At 62.6% G+C, this 24641-nt stretch carries 24 protein-coding genes and 1 tRNA gene; 9 read left to right on the forward strand and 16 right to left on the reverse strand.

Annotated elements, in window-relative coordinates; genetic code table 11:
* The first annotated feature begins 537 nt into the window (after nt 1-537).
* From H2509_RS07910 to H2509_RS07925, 4 genes are all read left to right on the forward strand, one after another.
* Nucleotides 538-627, forward strand: a tRNA-Ser gene (locus H2509_RS07910).
* A gap of 240 nt (nt 628-867) precedes the next feature.
* A complete protein-coding gene (locus H2509_RS07915; protein ID WP_182164076.1) occupies nt 868-1122 on the forward strand; it encodes a ribbon-helix-helix domain-containing protein in 255 nt (84 codons plus the stop codon).
* Between the two features lie 6 nt (nt 1123-1128).
* Nucleotides 1129-1443, forward strand: a complete 315-nt coding sequence (locus H2509_RS07920) for a type II toxin-antitoxin system RelE/ParE family toxin (protein WP_182164078.1) — start codon at nt 1129-1131, stop codon at nt 1441-1443.
* A gap of 388 nt (nt 1444-1831) precedes the next feature.
* Nucleotides 1832-2818, forward strand: a complete 987-nt coding sequence (locus H2509_RS07925; RefSeq protein WP_182164080.1) for a calcium/sodium antiporter — start codon at nt 1832-1834, stop codon at nt 2816-2818.
* A gap of 470 nt (nt 2819-3288) precedes the next feature.
* On the opposite strand, the gene nhaA is transcribed toward H2509_RS07925, so the two are convergent.
* On the reverse strand, nt 3289-4623 hold the full coding sequence (gene nhaA / locus H2509_RS07930) for a Na+/H+ antiporter NhaA (protein WP_182164082.1): 1335 nt from the start codon (nt 4621-4623) through the stop codon (nt 3289-3291).
* 95 nt (nt 4624-4718) lie between these two features.
* Nucleotides 4719-5189: a hypothetical protein gene (locus H2509_RS07935; protein WP_182164084.1), complete on the reverse strand. Its 471-nt coding sequence runs from the start codon at nt 5187-5189 to the stop codon at nt 4719-4721.
* A 572-nt stretch (nt 5190-5761) separates the two neighbouring features.
* Between H2509_RS07935 and H2509_RS07940 the strand changes: the two genes are divergently transcribed.
* Nucleotides 5762-6190, forward strand: a complete 429-nt coding sequence (locus H2509_RS07940; protein ID WP_182164086.1) for an OsmC family protein — start codon at nt 5762-5764, stop codon at nt 6188-6190.
* A 78-nt stretch (nt 6191-6268) separates the two neighbouring features.
* Here the strand turns inward: H2509_RS07940 and H2509_RS07945 are convergent, their stop codons facing one another.
* Nucleotides 6269-7300: a TRAP transporter substrate-binding protein gene (locus tag H2509_RS07945; RefSeq protein WP_182164088.1), complete on the reverse strand. Its 1032-nt coding sequence runs from the start codon at nt 7298-7300 to the stop codon at nt 6269-6271.
* A gap of 196 nt (nt 7301-7496) precedes the next feature.
* On the opposite strand from H2509_RS07945, the gene H2509_RS07950 reads away from it, so the two are divergent.
* Entirely contained in the window at nt 7497-8618 is a 1122-nt protein-coding gene (locus H2509_RS07950; RefSeq protein ID WP_182164090.1) for a 5-methyltetrahydropteroyltriglutamate--homocysteine S-methyltransferase, read from the forward strand.
* A gap of 14 nt (nt 8619-8632) precedes the next feature.
* Here the strand turns inward: H2509_RS07950 and urtE are convergent, their stop codons facing one another.
* The 12 genes from urtE to H2509_RS08010 form a co-directional block, all read right to left on the reverse strand.
* Complete coding sequence (gene urtE, locus H2509_RS07955; protein WP_182164092.1) at nt 8633-9328, reverse strand: urea ABC transporter ATP-binding subunit UrtE; 696 nt, start codon at nt 9326-9328, stop codon at nt 8633-8635.
* Between the two features lie 2 nt (nt 9329-9330).
* Complete coding sequence (gene urtD / locus H2509_RS07960; RefSeq protein WP_182164094.1) at nt 9331-10080, reverse strand: urea ABC transporter ATP-binding protein UrtD; 750 nt, start codon at nt 10078-10080, stop codon at nt 9331-9333.
* A 4-nt stretch (nt 10081-10084) separates the two neighbouring features.
* Nucleotides 10085-11254, reverse strand: a complete 1170-nt coding sequence (gene urtC, locus H2509_RS07965) for an urea ABC transporter permease subunit UrtC (RefSeq protein ID WP_182164096.1) — start codon at nt 11252-11254, stop codon at nt 10085-10087.
* Complete coding sequence (urtB, locus tag H2509_RS07970) at nt 11251-12864, reverse strand: urea ABC transporter permease subunit UrtB (protein WP_182164098.1); 1614 nt, start codon at nt 12862-12864, stop codon at nt 11251-11253. The genes urtC and urtB overlap by 4 nt, the downstream gene beginning before the upstream one ends.
* Before the next feature lie 99 nt (nt 12865-12963).
* Nucleotides 12964-14199 carry an urea ABC transporter substrate-binding protein gene (urtA, locus tag H2509_RS07975; RefSeq protein ID WP_182164137.1) on the reverse strand — a complete coding sequence of 412 codons (1236 nt, stop codon included), beginning with the start codon at nt 14197-14199 and terminating at the stop codon, nt 12964-12966.
* 371 nt (nt 14200-14570) lie between these two features.
* On the reverse strand, nt 14571-15203 hold the full coding sequence (ureG, locus tag H2509_RS07980) for an urease accessory protein UreG (protein WP_182164100.1): 633 nt from the start codon (nt 15201-15203) through the stop codon (nt 14571-14573).
* Complete coding sequence (locus tag H2509_RS07985; protein WP_209001866.1) at nt 15200-15937, reverse strand: urease accessory protein UreF; 738 nt, start codon at nt 15935-15937, stop codon at nt 15200-15202. Before H2509_RS07985 ends, ureG begins: the two co-directional genes overlap by 4 nt.
* Entirely contained in the window at nt 15879-16370 is a 492-nt protein-coding gene (locus H2509_RS07990; RefSeq protein WP_182164102.1) for an urease accessory protein UreE, read from the reverse strand. Before H2509_RS07990 ends, H2509_RS07985 begins: the two co-directional genes overlap by 59 nt.
* Before the next feature lie 12 nt (nt 16371-16382).
* Nucleotides 16383-18092 carry an urease subunit alpha gene (gene ureC / locus H2509_RS07995; RefSeq protein ID WP_182164104.1) on the reverse strand — a complete coding sequence of 570 codons (1710 nt, stop codon included), beginning with the start codon at nt 18090-18092 and terminating at the stop codon, nt 16383-16385.
* Entirely contained in the window at nt 18092-18400 is a 309-nt protein-coding gene (locus H2509_RS08000; RefSeq protein ID WP_182164106.1) for an urease subunit beta, read from the reverse strand. The genes ureC and H2509_RS08000 overlap by 1 nt, the downstream gene beginning before the upstream one ends.
* 9 nt (nt 18401-18409) lie before the next feature.
* A complete protein-coding gene (locus tag H2509_RS08005; RefSeq protein ID WP_182164108.1) occupies nt 18410-18712 on the reverse strand; it encodes an urease subunit gamma in 303 nt (100 codons plus the stop codon).
* A gap of 34 nt (nt 18713-18746) precedes the next feature.
* Nucleotides 18747-19559, reverse strand: a complete 813-nt coding sequence (locus H2509_RS08010; protein WP_182164110.1) for an urease accessory protein UreD — start codon at nt 19557-19559, stop codon at nt 18747-18749.
* Nucleotides 19560-19915: 356 nt separating this feature from the next.
* Between H2509_RS08010 and H2509_RS08015 the strand changes: the two genes are divergently transcribed.
* The 3 genes from H2509_RS08015 to H2509_RS08025 all read left to right on the forward strand — a co-directional run bounded on the left by H2509_RS08015 (nt 19916) and on the right by H2509_RS08025 (nt 22853).
* Nucleotides 19916-20392, forward strand: a complete 477-nt coding sequence (locus tag H2509_RS08015) for a phasin family protein (RefSeq protein WP_182164112.1) — start codon at nt 19916-19918, stop codon at nt 20390-20392.
* Nucleotides 20393-20652: 260 nt separating this feature from the next.
* A complete protein-coding gene (locus tag H2509_RS08020; RefSeq protein WP_182164114.1) occupies nt 20653-20937 on the forward strand; it encodes a hypothetical protein in 285 nt (94 codons plus the stop codon).
* Between the two features lie 251 nt (nt 20938-21188).
* Nucleotides 21189-22853 (forward strand): GNAT family N-acetyltransferase, encoded by a 1665-nt coding sequence (locus tag H2509_RS08025; protein WP_182164116.1) that lies wholly within the window; start codon nt 21189-21191, stop codon nt 22851-22853.
* 737 nt (nt 22854-23590) lie between these two features.
* Here H2509_RS08025 and H2509_RS08030 read toward each other — a convergent pair.
* Nucleotides 23591-24595, reverse strand: a complete 1005-nt coding sequence (locus H2509_RS08030; protein ID WP_182162602.1) for an IS30 family transposase — start codon at nt 24593-24595, stop codon at nt 23591-23593.
* Nucleotides 24596-24641 lie beyond the last annotated feature (46 nt).

Here is a 24641-nt window from a genome sequence, read left to right on the forward strand (position 1 = left end):
GCCGACCGGCCGGCAAGGGCTTCGCGCGCATCCTTCGGCGCCTCCCCGTTTCCCTTGACGGGCCGGGAGGACTTTGCAGCCGGAGAACCGCCGATCCTATCGCGATCGGCATTTCCGGCGGATCGCAGACCTGCGATCCTGATGGCGACCCCGCCGTTCTGGCGGATCCAAAACGCCCGCATCAAGGCCTCTTGCCGAAGGGCAATCGGTGAGAGTTGGGTGGTTGGAGGAAGGCGCCGTTGGCCTCGGATAGCGCTTCGATAGGGCTTTTACACCTTCAACGAAGCGGGTGGACTATACGTATCGGCGGGGCAAAGTCAACCGAAATGCCCATGTTCCAGGATGCGCGGCATGGCCATCCCGCTGCGTGACTTTTCCGGAGGCCCGCAAGGCCCGCGGTGGCACCCGACCACGGGCGCATTAGGGCCGGAATCGCTTTTCCAACAGCAGTGGCGGAAAACTCCGTTACCCCTCTTGTGCAGGGCAAGGTGCTTGGCTATGTTCCGCGCCACCTGAGACCACGAGTTCTCTTGACGCGGAGAGGTGCCGGAGTGGTTGAACGGGGCGGTCTCGAAAACCGTTGAGCGCGCAAGCGTTCCGAGGGTTCGAATCCCTCTCTCTCCGCCATTTCTCAGAAGTTCGCCACAATCCACTGCGCTTCGCCGACCTCCGTACGAACCGACCGGAGTGCGCGTCTGTTCCTGCTGCCGAACAAGCCTCGGACACCGCTGCGGACCGGCGATGATGAACGCCGCTTGGTGAAGCGGTTCGTGTGCCCCACGATTTCACATCGATGAGATACGCCACACCTTGTTCTGTGTGCTTTTTTGGTTATATTGAAGACGGAAGCTATGTGAGGATGCCGACATGCCCCGCACAACGACGATGACGGTCCGCCTCAGCGGCGCGCTCAGCGACTTCGTGGCGGCCAATGTCAGCGAGACCGGCTCCTACGAGAATGTCAGCGAATACATCCGTGACCTGATCCGCCGCGACAAGGAGCGGGTGGAAGGGCAAGCATTCGACCGGCTCAAGACCGAACTGACCCGTGCCTTCGCGGCGCCCGAGTCCTCCTATCAACCGCTCACGGCTACCGAGGTCATTGCGCGCAACAAGGCGTGATCAAGAATGGCATCGGTTCGCGTTCAGGAGGCGGCGTCTTACCGCCTCGACGACATCTACCGCTATACGCGTGACCGATGGGGGACCGAACGGGCCGACGGCTATATCACCGGCATGATAGCGGCCTTCGAGAAGATCGAATCCCGGGGCGTCACCTCGAGGCCCATCCCGGCCGAATTCGGTGTCGAGGGATTCTTTTTTCGGTACGAGCGCCATTTCATCTACTGGCGCAGGCTCTCCAATGGAGACATCGGCATCGTCGCCATCCTCCACGAGCGGATGCATCAGATTGAACGCTTCCGCGAGGATTTCGGCTTATGACAAAGCGCCGCCGTATCACCGAAAATCCGCGAACTTGCTGTTTTCGATAAAGTTCGCTTGATCGCCAGCGCCTTGCGCAGTTCTCCGCCGAGAGAGTTTGACCCGAGGCCAGCTCTCTCCGCCATCCTTTCGCTCACGGCAGTTTCGCTTCGCTCAAGGCCTCCGCGAGGGCGGCCTGACCGGCCGGTCGCGCAGTCGCGCTTCCGGCTTTGAGTTCGAAACTCGTCCGGAACTCTCCACCATTTTGCAGAAGTTCGCGACAGTCCGACAGGTTTCGCGAAGTTGGTTTCGTGCCGGTCAGAACTCGCTTGAGCGCGGATTGCACACAATCGCGTCTCTCAGCTAGATAAGGGCAGATGCTTGCGAACTAACCGCAATAGGCACGAGAATGCTTGACGCATGGCTGCCACTCTTCGGAGGACTTGTTTTACTGATCGCCGGCGGAGACCTTCTGGTACGCGGTGCCGTACAGGTCGCGAGCCGGCTTGGGGTTTCGCCGCTGGTCATCGGTCTCACGCTCGTTGGCTTCGGAACGTCGACGCCGGAACTGGTGACGTCGGTTCAGGCCGCGCTTATTGGGGCGCCCGGCATCGCGTTCGGCAACGTCGTGGGATCGAACATCGCCAATATCCTTTTGATCGTCGGCGCATCCGCGATCCTCTATCCGATCGTCGTGACCTCCACGGCTCTCAGACGCGATGGCGCGGTGATGGTCGGAGTTGCAGTCACCTTTGCCGGACTCGCGACCGTCATGCCTATGGAGCGCTGGCTGGGAGCGGTCTTCATCCTCGCGTTGACCTTCTACGTCTACATAGCCTTCCGGCAGGAGCGTAAGGTTCAGAGTGCCGCCGATCACGGTGCAGTCTACGATAAGGGGGCCGCTCTTCAGGCCGCTGACCCCGGGATAGCAACGGCTGTCAACACGACGAAGTCCATCCTCGCGCCGATCCTGATCACGGTCGGTGGCCTGGTTCTCGTTGTGCTCGGCGGCACATTCCTCGTCGATGGAGCGGTCACGGTCGCCCAGTCCTTCGGAATCTCGGAGACGGTCATCGGCTTGACCATTGTCGCAGTCGGAACGTCCCTCCCGGAATTGGTGACGTCCGTCCTCGCGGCGATCCGTCGTCAGGGCGACGTTGCCTTCGGCAACATCGTCGGCTCGAACATCTATAATATCCTTGGCATCGGCGGCGCCACGGCCCTGATCGCGCCCAGCGAAGTTCCGTCCGAGATCGTGCATTTCGACAATCTGGTGATGATCGCAGTATCGGTACTGCTGGTCGCTTTCGCCTGGACCGGCCTTAGGATCGCCAGATGGGAAGGCGGCGCACTTCTGCTGGGATACTGGGCCTACATCTTTGTGATCTGGCCTTGAGAGGCTCGTCTTTGTGATCTGGCCTTGAGAGGCTCGTCGAACCTTCGAGTCCGTGGGAATCTTTGCCGAGGGCATCCGCCAGTCACCTTTGCGAACAGCGCAAGGCTGCGCTTACGGCAAAATGCGAAGGAACGGGCGGGGGTTTTCGGGCGGCTCTTCTTGACTTGCCAAAGAGTCAAAGGATGAGAACACACTCTCTCCGCCATCGTTTCGCTCGCGACAGTCTCGCTTCGTCCAACGCCTCCGCGGGGCTCCCGAAAGGGCGGGCCGCGGTCGCGGCATTTGGCTCCGAGCTCGAAGTTTCTCCCGCACTCTCCGCCAATGTGCCGAAATTCACGATAGTCCGGTGGCTTCGCGAAAGCGTCTCCTGGCCAGTCCTGGAAACGCTCTGGATTTCCTCTTTCACGCCAACACATGAAGCAGCAGTGTCTGCGGCATGATGAAGGCTGGCGATGAAGAAGTGGCCGCCCTTACCAATGAGCTTCGTTATGGTCTGGTGGGGCACGGGTCAGCCAGACGAGCACCGAGAGACCGATTGCCGCAGAACATACTGAACCAGCCAATATGCTAAGCTTGGCGGCGTTGAGCATTGCGGGGGCGTAGGCCAGGCCTGCGATGAACAGCGACATGGTGAAGCCGATGCCGGTCAGGAAGGCGCCAGCGGTCAGGAAGGGCCAACTCAGGCCGGTCCCCCGGGCAGCCAGGCCGAGCCTCACCGCGAGCCAGCTGAAGCCAAGAACACCCATCGGCTTACCCAGCACCAAACCCGCAAAAATCGCGAGAGAGACCGGCTGGCCCAGGTCGGCTGCGGTGATCGTGACTCCGGCGTTGGCCAGAGCGAAGATGGGCATGATCGCGAACCCTACCCATGGGTGCAGCATCATCTCCAGCCGTTCCACTGGAGAAAGCGATTCCGCCACTGCTCTGCCGGCTTGCCGGAGATCGCGGCGATCCGCGGTGTCTCCGCTCCAGCGCTCCCCTGCCGGGTAGGCAAGCACACGCCCGAGGATAATCCGCAGACGCGCGTCGCTGATCCATACGCGGGTCGGGGTCATCAGTCCCAGGATAACGCCGGCGACGGTGGCATGAATGCCGGAAGCGTCGAAGCACAACCAAATGACCCCGCCCAATAGGAAATAGATCGGAATGCTTCTGATTCCGAGGAGGGAAGCGCCTGCCACGAAGGCAAGCCCAAGCAACCCAAGCGCGAGCGCGGGCCAGTCTATTGCTCCCCCGTACCCAACGGCCACCACCATGATCGCCCCCACGTCGTCGAAGATAGCCAGTGACAACAAGAACAGGCGCAGCGTTGGCGGGATGCGGGAGCCGAAGAGCGCGAGGCAGCCGATCACGAACGCCGTGTCGGTGGCCATAACGGTTCCCCATCCGTGCATTCCGGGACGGCCGGCGAGTAGAGAAAGGTAGATTGACACCGGAACAAACATGCCACCCAGGGCGGCGGCAAATGGAAGCGCAGCCTTTCGCAGCTGCCGCAATTCGCCCAGAACAAGCTCCCGCTTGAGTTCCAGCGAGATCACGAAGAAAAAGAAGGTCATCAACCCATCGTTGATCCAGTGTCGCAACGAGCGGGTAAAGTCCAGCGTCCCGAACTGAAGGCCGATCGGCGTCTCCCAGAACGTCAGGAAGGCTGCCGACCAGGCGGAGTTCGCCAGGATCAACGCCGAGAGTGCAGTAAGGAACAACAGCGCTCCTGCCGCCGACTCGATCTTCAGGAACCGCGCCAACGGTCTTGTGACACGGTCCGCAATCTCGTGCGGCATGTCGGCGAAGTCTTGATCGGCCATGGATTTCCCTCGATCGATCCGCTTTCCGGACGCGTCCATGAACCTAACGCAGCTTCCGCACTAAGGATTCCTCGGAGGCTGTAGCGACTCGCTCCTCAGCGAAGAGAAAGCTTCGCCAGCGCCATAGCCGCAAGCGCCTGCTCCTTATTGTGAAAATCTCCCCAAAATGCGCCATCCACCGTGACGTGCCATATGCTGCCTGTCTCCTTCATCTGAATCCTGTCGTGCGGCAATGTGGGGCGGAACGGTTGTTCGTGAGCCGCGATCGGTGTCTTTTTAGATGGGTGGTGCGGTCGCTCGTCCGAACCGGCAGGTTTGCTTGGCTCTCCGATCAGCATGATCGCGCGGATGAACTCCTCAGCATAATCATCCACGTCTCTGTAATCGTGCTCGCGGCGGGCCATCTTCATGGGGGCGACGAACCGCTCCCGCAGGTGATCTATGAAGCGTGGCTCGGCTTTTGACATGTAAGCGATCAACGATTGAAGAATACGCTCGTGGGCCAGAACGCGTCGCTCCAGCTCGGTTGCTTCTGGCGGACCTGGCGCCATTCCCGAAGTCGTCATGACAAATACTCCCTCTTAGGAATTATCTCATCGCGCTCGTCTTAGACGATTATGTCTTTGTCGATTGCGTAACTAATTCCATAATTATGAAAATAGTATACATTAATTTTCCAAATTATATGAATTATTATTTATCTCGCACTCTAAGACTTATTTGAGTTTGTGTCTGCAATTTGCAAAAGATAGAAATTTTACTATTTTTTATGTGTTTTGTGTTTAAAAATGACATTGTATACGGATTGTCTTATGTGGAAAGACAAATTGGCCGGCTGGGCGAATGGCTTGTCGGTTCACACTTGGGGGCGATGTCTCGCCCGCATTCGGTAGTGCTGCCAGCAGGTTGAACGAGAGGCTACGGAATCGAGGATTTGCTGAGGCTCGCTGGTGCAAGTCGGTTGGGTTTGGCACATACTCTGGGCGAGTTGACGGTATAGCTCTCTCCCTGCGCCATTATCTGGTTCTCCTGAAAGGTCGCTCCGCTTGCTGAGCCCTCGAACGGCGCACAATCGCGCGTGCCAAGCGCCACCCGCTGCGCTATTGGATGGCTCCCCCGGTCAAAGAGGAAGAGGTTCATGAAAGCGCGCGTGAAATGGGTCGAGGATCGCACCTTCGTCGGCGAGTCCGGCAGCGGGCACAAGATCGTGCTCGGCACGACGTCCGGACCGGAAGGGCGCACGCCCGGCCCGAGCCCGATGGAACTGGTGCTGATCGGCACCGGCGGCTGTTCGGCCTATGACGTCGTGCACATCCTGGAAAAGGGGCGCGAGGACGTCGAGGACTGCGTGGTCGAGCTGGACGCGGATCGCGCCGAGCAGGAGCCGAAGGTCTTCACCCGCATCCACATGCATTTCATCGTCAAGGGCCGCAACCTGTCACCGGCCAAGGTCGAGCGCGCGGTGAACCTCTCCATCGAGAAATATTGCTCCGCCTCCGCGATGATGGCGAAGACGGCCACGCTCACCCACGACTTCGAAGTCGTGGATACGGCGACCGAAAGCTGAGCGGAGCAATTCGGGGCGTTTTACCAGGAATGGATGCTGACCGGAGCAGGGCTGTCGCCCTGCTCCGGTGTGTCGTTTTCAGGAGCCGCCGCTGTATTTCCGGATCAGCGAGCGCGCTTCCTCGACCAGAGCCTTGCCGTCGGCGCCCTTGGCGGACATTTCCGCTTCCCAGGCATCGATCAGGGGCGTTGCCGTGTCCACCCAGCGGGCGGTCTCGGTCTCGTCCAGGGTGATGATCGTGTTGTCGGCCTTTTCGGCGATGGCGAGGCCCACCGTGTCGCCTTCGTCCATCGCCTTGCCGAGCAGGCCCGCCGTCTCGACGCCGGAATTGTCGTCGATCACCTTCTTCAGGTCGTCGGGCAGGCGGTCGTAGGCTGCCTGGTTCATGGCGAAGACGAAGGTCGCCGTATAGAGGCCGTTCTCGCCGGCAAAGCCGGTGTGGTTGTGGACGAGTTCCGGGATCTTCAGCGGCACCGTCACTTCCCAGGGAATGGTGGCGCCGTCGATCACGCCCTTGGAAAGGGCTTCCGGAACGGCGGGCACCGGCATTCCGATGGCCGTGGCGCCGAGTTTCTCCAGCATCTGGTTGATGACGCGCGTCGCGCCGCGCAGCTTCAGGCCCTGCATGTCCTCCAGCTTGTTGACCGGCGTCTTCGAATGGATGAGGCCGGGGCCGTGCGTGTGCCAGGCGATCACCTTCACGCCTTCGAATTCGTCCGCGCAGTGCTTTTCGCAATATTCCTGGAAGGCCTTGGATGTCGCCTCGCCGGTGGTCACCATGAACGGCAGCTCGAAGGCTTCCGTGGTCGGGAAGCGGCCCGGCGTGTAGCCGATCACCGTCCAGATCAGGTCCACCACGCCGTCCTTCGCCTGGTCGTAGAGGGAGGGCGGCTTGCCGCCGAGCTGCATGGAGGGATAGTGCTCGACCTTGATGCGGCCGCCGGATTCCTGCTCCACCTTGCGTGCCCAGGGCTCCAGCCCTTTCGCCGGCAGGGTCGCCTGCGGCGGCAGCATCTGGTGCAGCCTCAGCGTCACCTCCTGTGCGAAGGCATTGGCCGAGATAAGGAGGCCGGCAGCCGTTGCCGCCAGCAGATAGGCAAATCTTCTCATATTTTTCCTCCCTCTAACCCGGCTGGCGCCCCTCTTTGTTCTGCGTCCGGCCGGGTCTTGCTTGGCTGCGGTTGTCTGGTCCGCCGCCGCCACTATAGCCGATTTCGAGGAATCGGCCTTCCTTTCGCTTGCGGGCGGCAAGCGGTCGGGGGGATCATGGGGAGAATCGCAAGAACGCTTCAGGGGAGGAATGAACATGAGTATCGCCAAGCCGCCGTTTCGCGCCGGTCATGTCGGCAGTCTCCTGCGCCCGGAAAAGGTGAAGGAGGCGCGTGCCAAATACTTCAACGAAAAAAGCATCGCTGCCGAGGAACTGAAGGCGGTCGAGGACGAGGCGATCCGCGAGGCAGTCAGGATGCAGGAGGAAGTCGGCCTGCTTGCGGTGACCGACGGCGAATATCGCCGCTCCTGGTGGCACTATGACTTCATGGGCGCGCTGACCGGCTTCGAGATGGAGGAGCGGGACGAGGGCGTGCAGTTTCAGGGGATGAAGCTGCGGCCCGTTTTCCCGACCATCAAGGGCAAGCTGGACTTCCCGGACGACCACCCGCATCTCGAGCATTTCCGATTTCTCGCCTCGGTGACCAATGTCACGCCCAAGATCTCGATCCCCGGGCCGAGCTGCTGCCACTTCCGCACCGCCCCCGCCGATATCGCGCCGGCGGAATACAAGGATCTCGACGTCCTGTTCGCCGACCTTGCCGCGACCTACAAGAAGGCGGTGCAGGCCTTCTACGATGCCGGCTGCCGCTACCTGCAGATGGACGACATCTTCTTCGCCTATCTCTGCGATCCCAAGCATCGCGCGGCCAAGCAGGAGGAAGGACTGGATCCCGACTGGCTGATCGACCGCTATGCCTGGATGATGCATGAGGCGATCAAGGACCGGCCGGACGACATGGTGATCGGCATGCACATGTGTCGCGGCAACTTCCGCTCCACCTACGCGGCGGAAGGGGCCTACGACCCGGCGGCCGATGCGGTGTTCAACAAGACGGGCGTCGATATCTTCTTCATGGAATACGACACGGAGCGCGCCGGCGGGCTGGAGCCGCTGCGCCTGCTCGCCAAGGGGCGTCAGCGCGTCATGCCGGGCTTCATCACCACCAAGACCGGCGAACTGGAAAATCTGGACGACCTGAAGCGCAAGTTCGAGGAAGCGTCGAAATACGCCGACATCCAGCAGCTCGGCATCGCGCCGCAATGCGGCTTCGCCTCCACCGAGGAGGGCAATGTCATCAGCTACGACGACCAGCGCCGCAAGCTGGAACTCGTGGTGAAGACGGCCGAAGCCGTCTGGGGCGGCGTGGCGGCCTGACGCGGGTGCAACATTCACACGGTGAGGTAGCGGCGCACGTCCGGCAGGTCGAGCGTCGCCGCCTCGCCGGAATGTACCACCTCGCCGCGATCCATGACGTAGACCTCGTCGGCAAGCTCCCGGCAGAAGTCGAGATACTGCTCCACCAGCAGGATGCCGATGCCGTGTTCGTCGCGCAGGTAGCGGATCGCCCGGCCGATATCCTTGATGATGGAGGGCTGGATGCCTTCCGTCGGCTCGTCGAGCACGAGCAGCTTCGGCCGGGTAACCAGCGCGCGGCCGATGGCAAGCTGTTGCTGCTGGCCGCCGGAAAGGTCGCCGCCGCGCCGGTGCATCATGTCGCGCAGCACCGGAAACAGCTCGAAGATCATGGCGGGAATGCTGCGGGCCTTGCCTTTGAGCACGGCAAATCCCGTCTTCAGGTTTTCCTCGACGCTGAGCAGCGGAAAGATTTCGCGGCCCTGAGGCACGAAGGCGATGCCGAGCCGTGCCCGGTCATAGGCAGGCTTGCGGTCGATCGCCTGGCCCTCGAAGGATATGCGACCGCCGGAGAGCGCGTGATGGCCAACGATGGAGCGCAGCAGGCTCGTCTTGCCGACGCCGTTCCGACCGAGGATGCAGGTGATCTTCGCCGTTTCGGCGGTGACCGATACGCCTTTCAGCGCGCGGGCGGCCCCATAGTGCAGCGTGGCATCCTCGACCGTCAGCATGGTCACCTTCCCAGATAGACTTCGACGACCCGCGGGTCGGAGGAGACATGGTCGAGACTGCCTTCCGAAAGCACGGAGCCTTCGTGCAGGCAGGTCACCTTGACGCCGAGCTCGCGGACGAAATGCATGTCGTGCTCGACGACGATAACGGAGTGGGACGCCGAGATTTCCCGCAGCAGGCGGGCGGTTTCCTCCGTCTCGGCATCCGTCATGCCGGCGACCGGCTCGTCGACCAGCAACAGCTTCGGGTCCTGTCCAAGCAGCATGCCGATTTCCAGCCACTGTTTCTGGCCGTGGCTCAGCCGTGCCGCAAGCCAGTCGCGGCGATGGGTCAGGCGGATGGTTTCCAGGATCTCGCGGATACGGCGGTCCTTCTCGGTGCCGGCCTTGCGGAAAAGCTTGTCGAAGACCCGCCGGCTGCCGGAAAGGGCAAGGGCCAGGTTGTCCTCCACCGTCAGGCTTTCGAAGACCGTCGGCTTCTGGAATTTCCGCCCGATGCCGAGGATGGCGATTTCCGCCTCGTCATGGGTCGTCAGGTCCACCGTGCCGTCGAAATAGACGCTGCCGTCGTCGGGGCGGGTCTTGCCCGTCACGATGTCCATCATGGTCGTCTTGCCGGCGCCGTTCGGACCGATGATCGCCCGCATCTCGCCCTTCTTCAGCACCAGCGAGAGATTGTTGATGGCCTTGAAACCGTCGAAGGCGACCGAAACGCCGTCGAGATAGAGGATGGTGTCGGCCCTGTTCGTCATGGTGTCACTCCGCTCCGACCGGGCTTGCCTGTTCGCCGTCCACGGCTTCCGCGTCGGCCTTTCGCGCCTTGCGCCTTTCGCTCGCCGAAGCCGCGATCTCCTGCAGCGTGCCGACGATGCCCTTCGGCAGGAACAGCGTGACGAGGACGAAAAGGCCGCCGAGAGCAAAGAGCCAGAGTTCGGGCAGCGCGCCGGTGAACCAGCTCTTGCCGGCGTTGACGAGCAGGGCGCCGACGATCGGCCCGATGATCGTTCCGCGCCCGCCGATCGCCGTCCAGACCACGACCTCGATGGAATTTGCCGGAGCGAATTCTCCCGGATTGATGATGCCGACCTGCGGCACGTAGAGCGCGCCCGCCACGCCGGCCATGACGGCCGAGGTGGTGAAGGCGAAGAGCTTCACCATTTCAGGGCGATAGCCAAGGAAGCGGGTCCGGCTTTCGGCATCGCGCACGGCGATGAGCAGCTTGCCGAAGGAAGAGCCGGTGATGCGGGCGGTGACGATGACGCCAAGGGCCAGCGCGACGGCGCTCGCGGCAAGCAGGCCGGCACGGGTCGTATCGGCCTGGATGTCGAAGCCGAGGATGTCCTTGAAATCGGTCAGGCCGTTGTTGCCGCCAAAGCCCATGTCGTTGCGGAAAAAGGCCAGCATCAGCGCAAAGGTCATGGCCTGCGTGATGATGGAAAGATAGACGCCGGTGACGCGACTTCGGAAGGCGAACCAGCCGAAGACGAAGGCAAGCGCTCCCGGAACGGCGACGATCATCAGGGCGGCGAACCAGAACTGGTCGAAGCCGGACCAGTACCAGGGCAGTTCCTTCCAGTTGAGGAACACCATGAAGTCCGGCAGCAGGGGGTTGCCGTAGACGCCGCGCGGGCCGATCTGGCGCATCAGGTACATGCCCATCGCATAGCCGCCGAGCGCGAAGAAGGCGCCGTGGCCGAGCGACAGGATGCCGCAAAAGCCCCAGACGAGGTCGAGCGACAGGGCCAGCAGGGCATAGGTGAGATACTTGCCGATCAGCGAGATCATATAGGTCGGCACGTGCAGCGGATGGCTTTCCGGCAGTGCCAGATTGAGCGCCGGCAGAATGATCGCCGCGGCAAGGATCACGGCGACCAGCGCAAGGATGCGGGGGCTCAGGCCGTTTTCGAAGAGGTAGCGGGAGATCATGCTTCGACGGCCCTGCCCTTGAGTGCGAAGAGCCCGCGTGGCCGCTTCTGGATGAAGAGGATGATGAAGACGAGGACGAGGATCTTGCCGAGCACGGCGCCGGCATAGGGCTCCAGGAACTTGTTGGCGATGCCGAGCGTCAGGGCGCCGACCAGTGTGCCCCAGAGGTTTCCGACGCCGCCGAACACCACCACCATGAAGGAATCGATGATGTAGCCCTGCCCCAGATTGGGAGAGACGTTGTCGATCTGGCTGAGCGCCACGCCGGCGATCCCGGCGATGCCCGATCCAAGCGCGAAGGTCATCGCGTCGACCATCGGCGTGCGGATGCCCATGGAGGCGGCCATGCGGCGGTTCTGGGTCACGGCGCGCATCTGGAGGCCGAAGGATGTGCGGTTCAGCGCCCAGAGCAGAATGAAGAACACCGCAAGGGCGAAGATGACGATGGAGAGGCGGTTCCAGGTAATGGTGATCTGGCCGATCTCGAAGGCGCCCGACATCCAGGACGGCGTGCCGACCTCCCGGTTCGTGGGGCCGAAGATCGTGCGCACCGCCTGCTGGAGGATCAGCGAGATGCCCCAGGTGGCGAGCAGCGTTTCCAGCGGCCTACCATAGAGAAAGCGGATCACGCCGCGTTCGATCGCGAAGCCGGCCGCGCCTGCCGTCAGAAAGGCGAGCGGCAGGGCGATCGCCAGCGACCAATCGAAAAGCCCGGGAGCGGATGTGCGGATCAGCTCCTGCACCACGAAGGTCACATAGGCGCCGATCATCACCATCTCGCCATGCGCCATGTTGATGACCCCCATCACGCCGAAGGTGATGGCAAGCCCGATCGCTGCCAGCAGCAGCACGGAGCCGAGCGAGATGCCGTACCAGACGTTCTGGCCCATTTCCCAGAAGGCGAGCGTACGGTTGGCGCGGGCTATCGCGGCGGCCGCCTGTTCCTTCAACTCGCCCTGCGAACGCGCTTCGAGAGAGGAGAGCAGGGCCAGCGCGTCACGGCTGCCGATACCGGCGATGATCTCGATCGCGGCGGATTTCTCGATATCCGGGCGATCGGAATAGACGATTGCCGCCGCGCGTGCCGCGGCCATGCTTTCGGCGACGGCAGGGTCCTTTTCCGCGGCCATGGCGGTTTCGATCGCGTCGAGCGCGGCCGGATCGGGATTGGCGAAGAGCGTGCTGGCGGCTGCCTTGCGCTTCTCGGGGGCGGCGGCCATCAGCGCCAGGCCGCCGACCGTGTCGCGGATCGACCGACGCAGGCTGTTGTTGACCTTGATCTTGGTGAGTTCGCGTTCGGTGGCGCTGCCCACCGCTTCGCGCGTCAGCGGGTCGAGCAGGGTTACCGTGCCCTTGCCTTTCGCGATGAAGACGGCGCGGTCTTCCTTGCGCACCCGCAGGTCGCCCTCGCCAAGCGCTTCCAGCAGGGGGACGACCGCCGGATCGCCGGTCTTGCCGAGTTGCGTGACGATCTTCTCCGTCTGGGAGAAGTTGCGCGCATCGGCGAAGCCGGAAACGATGTCGCGCAGGCTGTCATCGGCAGCCAGCGCCGGGGCGAGGGCCGAGAAGACGACGAGGAGGGCGACGGCGATCTTGCCGAACAAGCGCATGAATGCCTCGGATCTGATTCCGTAGCGGGGTTTGTGAATTCCGGGCGGACGGGTCAGGTCGTCCGCCCGGATGGGCGACAATGGCGAAGGGGGATGGCGTCAGTTCACCCCCTTGCCCCCGCACTTGCCAGTCGCGGTGTTGAAGTTTCCGCAGGACATCGGCGCGCGCCAGTCGGCGATCAGGCTCTTGGAATCCTCCAGGTAGTCGGACCACTCGTCGCCAACCACGAGGCCGGGCGTTTCCCAGACGGTCTCGAACTGGCCGTCTTCCTGGATCTCGCCGATCAGCACCGGCTTGGTGATGTGGTGGTTCGGCATCATGGTCGAATAGCCGCCAGACAGGTTCGGCACGGAAACGCCGACGATGGAGTCGATCACCGCATCCGGATCGGTGGTGCCGGCCTTTTCAACCGCCTTAACCCACATGTTGAAGCCGATATAGTGAGCTTCCATCGGGTCGTTGGTCACGCGCTTCTCGTCGCCGATGAAGCCCTTCCAGCCGGCGATGAATTCCTCGTTTTCCGGGGTATCGACGGACTGGAAGTAGTTCCAGGCAGCCAGATGTCCGACCAGCGGCGCGGTGTCGAGGCCGGCCAGCTCTTCCTCGCCGACCGAGAAGGCGACGACGGGAATGTCTTCCGCCTTGATGCCCTGGTTGCCCAGTTCCTTGTAGAAGGGCACGTTGGCGTCGCCGTTGATGGTGGAGACGACGGCGGTCTTCTTGCCGGCGGAGCCGAACTTGCTGATATCGGCGACGATCGTCTGCCAGTCGGAATGACCGAACGGCGTGTAGTTGATCATGATGTCCTCTTCCGCCACGCCCTTGGACTTGAGGTAGGCCTCGAGGATCTTGTTGGTCGTGCGCGGATAGACGTAGTCGGTGCCCGCGAGCACCCAGCGCTCCACGCCTTCGTCGTTCATCAGGTAGTCGACGGCGGGGATCGCCTGCTGGTTCGGAGCCGCGCCCGTGTAGAAGACATTGCGCTGGCTTTCCTCGCCCTCATATTGCACGGGATAGAAGAGCAGGCCGTTCAGTTCCTCGAAGACCGGCAGCACGGACTTGCGCGACACCGAGGTCCAGCAGCCGAACACGGCGGCCACCTTGTCCTTCTCGATCAGCTCGCGCGCCTTTTCGGCAAACAGCGGCCAGTCGGATGCCGGGTCGACGACCACGGCCTCCAGTTTCTTGCCAAGGACGCCGCCTTTCTTGTTCTGCTCCTCGATGAGCATCAGCATGACGTCCTTGAGCGTCGTTTCGGAAATCGCCATCGTTCCCGACAGGGAATGGAGAATGCCTACCTTGATGGTTTCTTCCGCTCGCGCGGCGCCCGCCATCACGCTTGCGGTGAGGGCGGCGCCGAAAACGGTCGCAGCCAAATTCCTGATGCAGCCAGCCATAACGTCCTCCGGAAGGTTTTTTGCAGCAGCGGAGCGCTTTCCGATCAGGCGGTCGCACCCGAGCGACCGGAATTCGCTCCAGACCCGGAGAACTGAGCAAGGACCGGGCCAACCTGACGACGCGTAAGAGCTGGCAAGGAATGATGCCCGGAATTCAATACATTGGCTGTCGCGGAAGGACGCCGGATCATTGTCAACTCGTCCCGGCGACGGCTGGATATTATGCAGTGCAAAAAGGCAGTCGGTCCGTCAGTTGATCAATTATAAGGCAATCTATATTTTGCATAATAAGTAATCAGACGGCCGCGTCAGGCGGTCTTCGCGGATGCGGCAAGACCGCCCTCGCGCTCAAGGAAGGAAACGATCTCGGTCACTCCCTCGCCCCGCATCAGGTCGGTGAAAAGGAAGGCTCCCTTGCCTCGCATCCGCCTCGCATCTTCTTCCATCACGGCCAGGTTCGCGCCGACATAGGGCGCCAGGTCCGCCTTGTTGATGATGAGAAGATCGGAGCGGGTGATCGCCGGCCCGCCTTTGCGGGGAATGTCCTCGCCCTGGCAGACACTGATCACGTAGATCGTCAGGTCGGCCAGTTCCGGCGAAAAGGTCGCGGCGAGATTGTCGCCGCCGGACTCGATGAAGACGATGTCGAGATCCGGATGACGCCTTGTCAGGTCGGCGATGGCGGCAAGGTTGATCGACGCGTCCTCGCGGATTGCCGTATGCGGGCAGCCGCCGGTTTCCACGCCGACGATGCGGTCTTCGGCAAGCGCCTGCAGGCGGACGAGCTGCAGGGCATCCTCCCGCGTATAGATATCGTTGGTGACGACGCCGATCGAGTAGCGCTCGCGCATCGCCTCGCAAAGGCGGCGGGTCAGGGTCGTCTTGCCGGAACCGACCGGGCCGCCGATGCCGACGCGCAAGGGGCCATGCGAAGATGTCATGAGCGAAAAAGCCTCGTCGTCTGGGTTTCATGCAGCATGGAGGATATTTCGGCGGCGAAGGACGCCGTCGCCAGATCCTCGATTTCCGTTGTCATCGCCCGCTCCGCGACCGCGCGGATCTTGCCTTCAAGCCCGGCGATGATCGACTGGCCCTCGCTCTGTCCGAGCGGTACCAGGCGGATCGCCGCCGACACGAGATTGGCCACGCCTGCATGAAGACAGGCTTCCAGCGTCTGCGTCAAAGCGATGCCATGGCCGGCCGCCGCGCTTGCGACCGCGACCGGGTAGGCGATCTCCCCTAGGACGCCTTGCCGCAGCCGGTGGAGCATAGATGTCGGCCAGGCCTCGGCGGTGGTATCGAGAAAGGCGCGGCCAAGCGACAGGCTTTCGAGTTTCAGTTCCGCCGTCAGCAGGAAGGCGCGGGCGAAGCCGTTGATTTCCTTCAGTGCCGGCCAATCCTGCGCTGCCGCCGCCTTGTGGCTTGCGGCCAGGATCACCGCATCGCTCCACAGGGCGCCGCAATCGAGGCTTTCGGAAATGAACTCACCGGCCGAGTGCCGGTCGTGCACGTGGCCGAGCGTCACCGCACCTTCGAGCCCCTGGCTGTAGGCGAAGGCGCCCACCGGATAGGACGGCGACAGCCAGGTCATGAGCCGGTAGAGCGCGCCGCCTGCCTCAGTGGTCATGGTCGTGCCCGTGATGATGCCCATGCCCGTGATTGTGCCCATGGTCATGATGATGACCGCCATAGGCGCCGCCTTCCGGGGTGAACGGTTCGACCACTTCGGCGACCGTCGCCCCGAGCCTTGCCAGCATGTCGGCGATCACATGGTCGCGGCGGATCAGGATGCGTTCCTTCTCGATCTGCGCGGCCAGATGCCGGTTGCCGAGATGCCAGGCGAGCCGCAGCAGATGCTCCGCCGACGTGCCGCGCACTTCCAGCAGTTCTTCAGGCGCTGCGCGAACCTCGATCACCCGTCCGTCGTCCAGCACCAGCCCGTCGCCGTGGCGCAGCAGCACGGCCTCGGCAAGATCCAGCAGGAACTCGATGCCGCTGTCGCTCGTCAACATGATGCGGCGGCGGTGCCGCGCCGTCTCGTCCAGCGTGATCGTGTCGGCCGGACTGCCGTGCCAATTGCCGGCGCTGCGGACGTCACAGGCTCTCATCTTGCGCAGCCCTCAAAACAGGAAATAGCGCTGCGCCATCGGCAGCACCTTTGCCGGTTCGCAGGTCAGCAATTCGCCGTCGGCGCGCACTTCGTAGGTTTCCGGGTCGACCTCGATCTTCGGCATCGCGTCGTTCAGCACCATGTCGCGCTTGCCGATCCCGCGCGTGTTCTCCACCGCCAGCACTTCGCTTTCCAGACCCAGGCGGTCGACGATCCCGGCAAGAAGCGCGGCTTCGGACACGAAGGTCGCGCGGCTGCGCATGAGCGATTTGCCGAAGGAGGCGAACATCGGCCGGTAGTGGACGGGTTGCGGCGTGGGGATCGAGGCATTTGGATCGCCCATGGGGGCTGCGGCGATAGAGCCCATCTTCAGCACCAGATCCGGTTTCACGCCGAAGAAGGCCGGCGACCACAGTACAAGGTCCGCCAGTTTTCCCACTTCGACCGAGCCGATATGTTTCGACATGCCATGCGCGATCGCCGGATTGATCGTGTATTTGGCGATGTAGCGGCGGACGCGGAAATTGTCGTTTTCGCCGGTTTCCTCGCCCAGACGCCCGCGCTGGCGTTTCATCTTGTCGGCTGTCTGCCAGGTGCGGATCAGCACTTCGCCGACCCGGCCCATCGCCTGGCTGTCTGACGCGATGATCGAGAAGGCGCCCATGTCATGCAGGATATCCTCGGCGGCGATCGTCTCCTTGCGGATGCGGCTTTCGGCAAAGGCGATGTCTTCCGGGATCGACGGATCGAGATGGTGGCAGACCATCAGCATGTCGAGATGCTCGTCCACCGTATTGACCGTGTAGGGGCGCGTCGGGTTGGTGGAGGAGGGCAGGACGTTCGCCTCGCCGCAGACCTTGATGATGTCCGGCGCGTGGCCGCCGCCGGCGCCTTCCGTGTGGAAGGCGTGGATCGTGCGGCCCTTGAAGGCGGCGGTGGTGTGTTCCACGAAGCCCGACTCGTTCAGCGTGTCGGTGTGGATCATCACCTGCACGTCCATATCGTCGGCAACCGACAGGCAGCAGTCGATCGCCGCCGGCGTCGTGCCCCAGTCCTCGTGCAGCTTGAGGGCGCAGGCGCCCGCTTCCACCTGCTCGATCAGCGCCTTGGGCAGCGAGGCATTGCCCTTGCCGGCGAAGGCGAGGTTCATGGGAAAGGCTTCGGCCGCCTCCAGCATGCGGGCAATGTGCCAGGGACCGGGCGTGCAGGTCGTGGCGTTGGTGCCGGTGGCCGGGCCCGTGCCGCCGCCAAGCATGGTGGTCACGCCCGAGTAGAGCGCCTCGTCGATCTGTTGCGGGCAAATGAAATGAATGTGGCTGTCGATGCCGCCGGCCGTGAGGATCTTGCCTTCGCCGGCGATCGCTTCGGTTCCGGGCCCGACGACGATGGTGACGCCGGGCTGGGTGTCGGGATTGCCGGCCTTGCCGATGGCCGCGATCCGCCCGTCGCGCAGGCCGACATCGGCCTTGTAGATGCCCGTATGGTCGACGATCAGCGCATTGGTGATGACCGTATCCACCGCGCCCTCGAAACGCGCGCTCTGGCCCTGGCCCATGCCGTCGCGGATGACCTTGCCGCCGCCGAACTTCACTTCCTCGCCATAGGTAGTGAGATCGCGCTCCACCTCGATGAAGAGTTCGGTATCGGCAAGCCGCACCTTGTCGCCGGTGGTCGGCCCGTACATGGCCGCATAGGCGGCGCGGGAAATCCGTGCGGGCATCAGTCCAGCCTCCCCATGATCTTCTGGTTGAAGCCGTAGACGTGACGGTCGCCGCGGATCGGCACCAGCGTCACCTCGCGCGTCTGCCCCGGCTCGAAGCGCACCGCCGTGCCCGCCGCGATATCGAGGCGCATGCCGCGCGCCTTGTCCCGGTCGAATTGCAGCGCGGGGTTGGTCTCGAAGAAATGATAGTGGCTGCCGACCTGGATCGGCCGGTCGCCGGAGTTCGCGACGGCAATCGTCACCGTCGGCTGGCCGGCATTAAGCTCGATCTCGCCTTCGGCGGCGATGATTTCCCCCGGGATCATGATCGCCTCCTAACGGATCGGTTCGTGGACCGTGACGAGTTTCGTGCCGTCGGGAAAGGTCGCCTCGACCTGGACGTCGTGGATCATCTCGGCCACGCCTTCCATCACCTGCTCGCGGCTGATCACCCTGGCGCCCTCCGCCATGAGTTCGGCAACGGAGCGTCCGTCGCGTGCGCCCTCGACCACGAAATCGGTGATCAGCGCGATCGCTTCCGGATGGTTGAGCTTCACGCCGCGCTCCAGCCGCCGGCGCGCCACCATCGCGGCCATGCTGACAAGGAGCTTGTCCTTTTCGCGAGGCGTCAGGTTCATGCAGGCCTCCCCCGTTTTTGTTTTCTCGGTGCGGTCAGGTCGACCAGACCCGCGGCAGGTAGGTCCTGCCGGCAAGCGCGGCGAGGCATCTGACCAGTTGGCGGCGCAGCGCCAGTCCGTCGGGCGCGATCAGTCGAGCAAGCATTATGCCACCGAGATCCGTGCAGCCGGACATGGTTGCGGCATCGCTCGTGGCGGGGCCCGTGAAGGGGCGGATGGCCGCGCATTTCGCGCTGCTGTCCTCGCCCGCATAAATGATGCTGGCGAAGGCGCGGCAGCCGGATCGCCTGTTCCATCTGCCTATTTTCGCGGCAATGTCGCCTTCAAGGCCTGTGCAGTCGGCGAAGATGAGCTCGCCGTCGCGGTAGATCCGCCAGCCGTCGCGGATCTCGCCGCTGCGGACCGTCTCGCCCATCGCGGAGCGCCCGGCAATGACCGCCTCGATGCTGAGCAGGCGCGCGGATCCTTCCAGATGCGCGACCGCCTCGCGCCGCAATCTTCCACCGTCGAAGAGGATCGTCTCCTGCGGCAGCCACAGACCGAAGGCCCGGTCGGCGAGCGACAGCCTGTTGCGGATCTCGGCGGAGCGTTCCCGCGAGCGGTAGATCCTCTCGCAGGCCTGGGTCGTCACGACGGCATTGGCTCCCGCCTGCCAGTCGATCCGCTGTTCGATCCGGTCGCCGTCGGTGAGCCCGCCCGATGTATTGATCAGCACCGCTTCGGCATGTCTGGTCGGCAGGCGCGGCAGACGAACCTTGCAGCAACCGGACTGGAAAAGGTCGGCGAGCACGGTCCGCTCGCCCGCCGCCTTGAAGCCGACTTCCGCCCGCCCCTCGGCCCGCTGCAAACGAGGTGTGGCAGAAAAGTGGCGAAGGGCCTCTGCGTCACTCTTGCGCAGGGTTTCTGCGGATGCTGCTGGGGTCAATTGGGGCAAAGTTATTCTTCTCATGATTTCAGTTATTTGCCGATGAGGCTGGAGTAAATGCAACGTCGGTTCAACAAAAATATTTTGGCATTCGCCATAAAAGCCGGCATTGACCATAAATTTGCCACGCCGCCTCCTTAATTAGCAACGCGTATCAATAGCCGGAAAACCGGCAGCCAAGGTTCGTCGAGTAAGAATGCGGGAATGCCGACACGCTTGGAGGGCGTGGCCGATGGCGTTTATCCGCCTGCTCGACCCAAAAGGGGAGATCGCGTCATATGCGCGGGCAGAATCCACGCAACGCCAAGGCGGGCGGCTTCGAGCCGTTCAACTTTGCCGGGCTTCCATTCGGTGCGCCGTTCAAGCCGCTCAACATGTCCCTCGACGGACCGCTGGGCAATCCGTTTGCCGGTCCTTTTGCCGACACGATGATGGAAACCGGCCAGAAGTGCCTCGACGCCTGCCTGGACTGGCAGGAAGAGATCGCGGACTTCGCGAACCGTCGGCTCCATGCGGATCTGGATCTGCAGCGCTCAATGGTCCGCTGCAAGAGCGCCAATGAGTTGGCCAAGCTCCATCAGGATTGGGCGACCAGTACGCTGAGCGATTTCGCGGCGGAAGCAGAGAAGCTTTCCGAAATCCTCGGCCAGGCGGCCCTCACCGGCATGCAGGCGGCCGGGCAGGCGCAGAAGACGGAACGTCGCTCGAACGGTGCCAATCTGCATGCGAAGCCTGACAAGCCGGCGGGCGGCTGAGCGCCCGCTTCTCGATCGGGAAGAACTTACCCCGGCGAGATGTGCCGCGGCTGCAAGTGTTAAAACAAAACCTTAAGCACTGTGCAGGTAATTGTCTTTCAAGGTTCTGGAAAATAAAAATTATCAGCATTCGGATGTATGTTTGCCGAATGCAACCTGATCCAGCAAGCGCTGCGGGAAACGCTCTCGCTTTCCCGCGGCAGATCCACAACCCGAGATATTGCCGGTGGCTTCAAGCTGATAATGACAGGGGAGTAGCCATGAGGGAGCAGGATTTGCGCATCGCGTCGGACGTGTTGGTTCTTGGCGCTCCGAAGGACATCCTGGAACGGTATGGTGGAAGGCTGCATCGCTTCTCCGGCCGCTTCAGCGATGCCGTCAATTTCACGATCAGGGAATTGCCGCAGGAACTCGTCGACTATGCGGTGATCCACTCTGCTGACGGGAACTGGTATGAGCTGGCCGAGATCCAGCGCTGCTATCGTAGCCTCGATCACGGCAGCGTCAGTGTCGGCAGAACGGGCGGCCTCGTCACGGCGCATTGAACGGCTGAACTCTTCAGTCTGATCGAACCATAGCGATCCCGAAAAAAAGGGGCGCGGCCGAAAGGCCGGCCCCTTTTTTCGTTCGCGATTGGTCGCCTTCACCTTGTTCCGTAAAGTTAACCGTCGATTAAAGAGATAATCTTGCGCATTAATTTTGCCGGCCTTATTCTGCAAAAATCAAAACAATAACGGGAACTGGAAGTAATTTCTGTTGGTCCGAGTGTGCCTGGAACGCTTTGGGAGGCATTGTCATGCGTATCAGCCTCATCGACAAAATGGAGGAGCTCCAGAAGCTTGAAGCTGTCTGGACGGATATCTACGAACGTGACCCGGAGAGTCATTTCTATCTGTCCTGGTCGTGGCTTGAAGGATATCTGAAGCGAACGGACGACAATTGGCAGATCCTTGTCGCGACACCCGACGGGGCGTCGGAGCCGGTCGCATTCTTCCCGCTGCGCTTCGCCCTGCGGCGCAATTCCAAGAGCGGGCAATTCTCGAACGGCTATGCGATGGCCGGCAACTACGCGGCCGACTATACCGGCTTTCTCTGCCTGCCGGAGCATGAGGACAAGGCGATACCGGCCTTCGCCACCTATCTGCGCCAGCAGCGCTGGGCGTATCTCAAGCTCGATTACCTGCGCATCTCGGACAGGCGGAAGAGCCTCTTCGTCGACGGCTTCTCGAAGAAGACCTTCCGCCGGCAGAATTTCCAGCGCGTCAACAAGACCGACAACGTCAACAATCTCATCTGCCCCTATGTCGACCTTGCCGACAGCTTCGACGACTTCCTGGCCGAGAAGCTCAGTTCCAACATGCGCCAGAAGCTGCGCCGCCTGCTGCGCAAGGTGGAGGGCAACGAGGAATTCCGCATCACCCACGCAAACGCCGAGACGATCGAGCGCGACACCGAAATTCTGAACGGCTTCTGGAAGCTGCAATGGGGGCATCGCAAGGGCACCCGCCTGCAAGCGATACTGAGAAGCAACAAGTTCATGCTGACCAAGGGCTTCGAGGCGGGAACCCTGTTCATGCCGCTGTTGTGGCAGGGCGACCGGCCACTTGGCGTGCTCGGCATCTTCACCGACCGGGTGAGGAAGGAAATGCTGTTCCTGGTCGGCGGGCGCGATCAGGAGTTCAACGATTTCTCCGCCGGGCTCGTGCTGCATGCCCATGCGATCCGCCATGCGATCGAGAATGGCTACAAGCGCTATGACTTCCTGCGCGGCAACGAGCCTTACAAATATTCTTTCGGCAGCAGCGAGCGGCACATCGAGTGCCTGGTGTTCTCGACGCGCAATGGCCTGAACCTCGGCGGCAAGCTTGCCGAGCAGAGCATTGCCACCGTCTTCAAGCAGGCGACGGAATATCACAAGGAACGCAAGCTGAAGGACGCCGAGGTGGCCTATCGGCAGATCATCGCCACGCAGCCGAACCATGTCGGCGCGCTCTACGGGCTGGGCCAGTTGCTCGGCGCCAAGGAAGACGAACGGGGCGCTGCAAAGGTCTTTGAGTCCCTGCTGGCGCTGTCGCCCAGGAACCGCAAGGCCTGGATCCGCCTTGGCCAGGCGCATCAGAAGCTTGGACGGCACGACAAGGCGGTTGAGGCCTTTCGCGAGGCGCTGGCGATCGACGGCTCGCTGAAGGTGGCAAGCTATGGCCTTGCAAGATCGCTCGCCGAGCTCAAGCAGACCAGGGAAGCCATCGAGGTGCTGCAAAAGCTCCTGCGCACGGCGGCGACGGCGCCGGAGGAGCGCATGGTGATGAACAATGCTTCAAGCCTGCTGAGCAAGCTGCGGCCGGGTCCGGTGCATCAGCATCCGCTCTTTGCACCTGAAATTCCCGCCAGGCAGCCGGTGATCTTCATCGGTCAGAACCCCTGTTCCAGCCTGACGGCGAAGGCGCCGTTCAAGGCCTGATCTGGCGTTCGTTCGGCCGCCGGCACGGCGTTGGAACCTCCAGGAGACCGCTTGCGTATGTCGAGGTGGCATCCCCGTGAAGAGGGGGATCCGGAAACACGTGCGTTGGTGGCTGAATCTCTCACGTCAGTGGCTACTGGATGCCCACCTTCGTGGGCATGACAGAGTTGTGGGCACGTCGGTGCAGGCATGAGAGCGTGCGGTCGCCTCTCTGCCGTAACCCCTCGGTTCGTCATACGCGGGCTTGACCCGCGTATCCATGCGGCATGTCTCCTCGCGGCAACCCTCCATGGATCGCCGGGTCTGGGCCCGGCGAAGACGAGGGGAGAGACAGGGTGCCCTCCGACGGTCGAGGGTGAGGCAGGGTGCTTGCCTCAAAACCCAGGTGTCATCCCCGTGAAGACGGGGATCCAGTAGACACCTGAATATGTGGCTAAATCTCCGGAGTGGGCGGTTGCTGGATGCCCGGTCGGGCCGGGCATGACAGGGCTTGTGGGCGCGCCGGTACAAGCATGACAGAGTGGGTAGCCTCTCTGCCGCAACCCCTCGGTTCGTCATGCGCGGGCTTGACCCGCGTATCCATGCGGCATGTCTCCTCGCCGCAACCGTCCATGGATCGCCGGGTCTGGGCCCGGCGAAGACGAGGGGAGGGGCAGGGCGTCTTCCGGCGATTAAGGGTGAGGCAGGGTGCTTGCCCCAAGCTCAGGTGTCATCCCTGTGAAGACGGGGAGGTGGGTTCACGTTTGAAGTGCAACACGGTTGAGGAGTTCCGAGAAGACCTCATTCGGCGTCCTGAAGGCAAGGCATTTGCGCGGGGTATTGTTGTAGTGCTCGACCAACTGTCGGATTTGGCCTTGATCGATGGTTGCCAGATCCGACTTGCGCGGCAAGATCTTGCGCATGCGGCCGATGGCATTCTCGATGCCACCCTTCTGCCAGGGGGCGTGCGGATCGCAGAAGAAGGTGGCGAGGCCGAGCCTGTCCGTGAGTTCGAAATGCAAGGCGAATTCCGTGCCATTGTCGAAGGTGAGCGACCGGCGCAACAGGCGGGGCAGCGGACCGAAGCGCTGAACCAGGGCCTGGACGACGGCGCGCGCGGTCTTTCGCGACAGCCGATCGATGGTGAGGATGCGCGAGCTGCGCTCATGGGTGACCAGCACATACTGGCCATAGCGGGAAAAGGCCATGAGGTCGGCCTCCCAGTGGCCCGGCGTGGCCCTGTCGTCGGCCTCGGCGGGACGTTGGGCCAGCGGGCGGCGCAGCTTGATGAAGCTGACGGACGAGCCGCCGCGCAGGCCCAGGCGGCCCCTGCGGTTCTTGGCGCGCGGCAGTAGGCGGTGCCAGTAATCCTTTTGCGCCGAGCGGTGATAAACGAAGCGGTAGATGGACTCATGGCTGATGAGCGTGCCACCGTGCTCGCGCGCCAGCCGGCCGGCGATCTGTTCGGGTGACTGTCCCATCGCAAGGCGTTGCCTGACCATGTCGCGCAGCGCCGGCTGGCGTGCCAGCTTGTAGCGGGCATCCCAGCGCCGGCGCCGGAGGGCCAGTCCGTGCGCCCGTTCCCCGTCATAGCTGCCGCACCACTGCTTGGTCGGCCTGGCATTGCGCCGCAACTCGCGGCTGATCGTGGCAGCCGAACGACCCAGTTGCCGTCCGATCCAGCGCAGCGAGCGCCCTTCCCGGTGCCACAGCTCTATCTTTACCCGCTCCCGCAGGCTCAACTGATCGTAACTTTGTCCCATCGCGGCAACACCTTAGCAGGTGTTGCACTTGTTTCGTGAATTCAGC

Origin of the sequence: Stappia albiluteola (assembly GCF_014050225.1) — a bacterium.
Taxonomy (GTDB): Bacteria; Pseudomonadota; Alphaproteobacteria; order Rhizobiales; family Stappiaceae; genus Hongsoonwoonella; species Hongsoonwoonella albiluteola.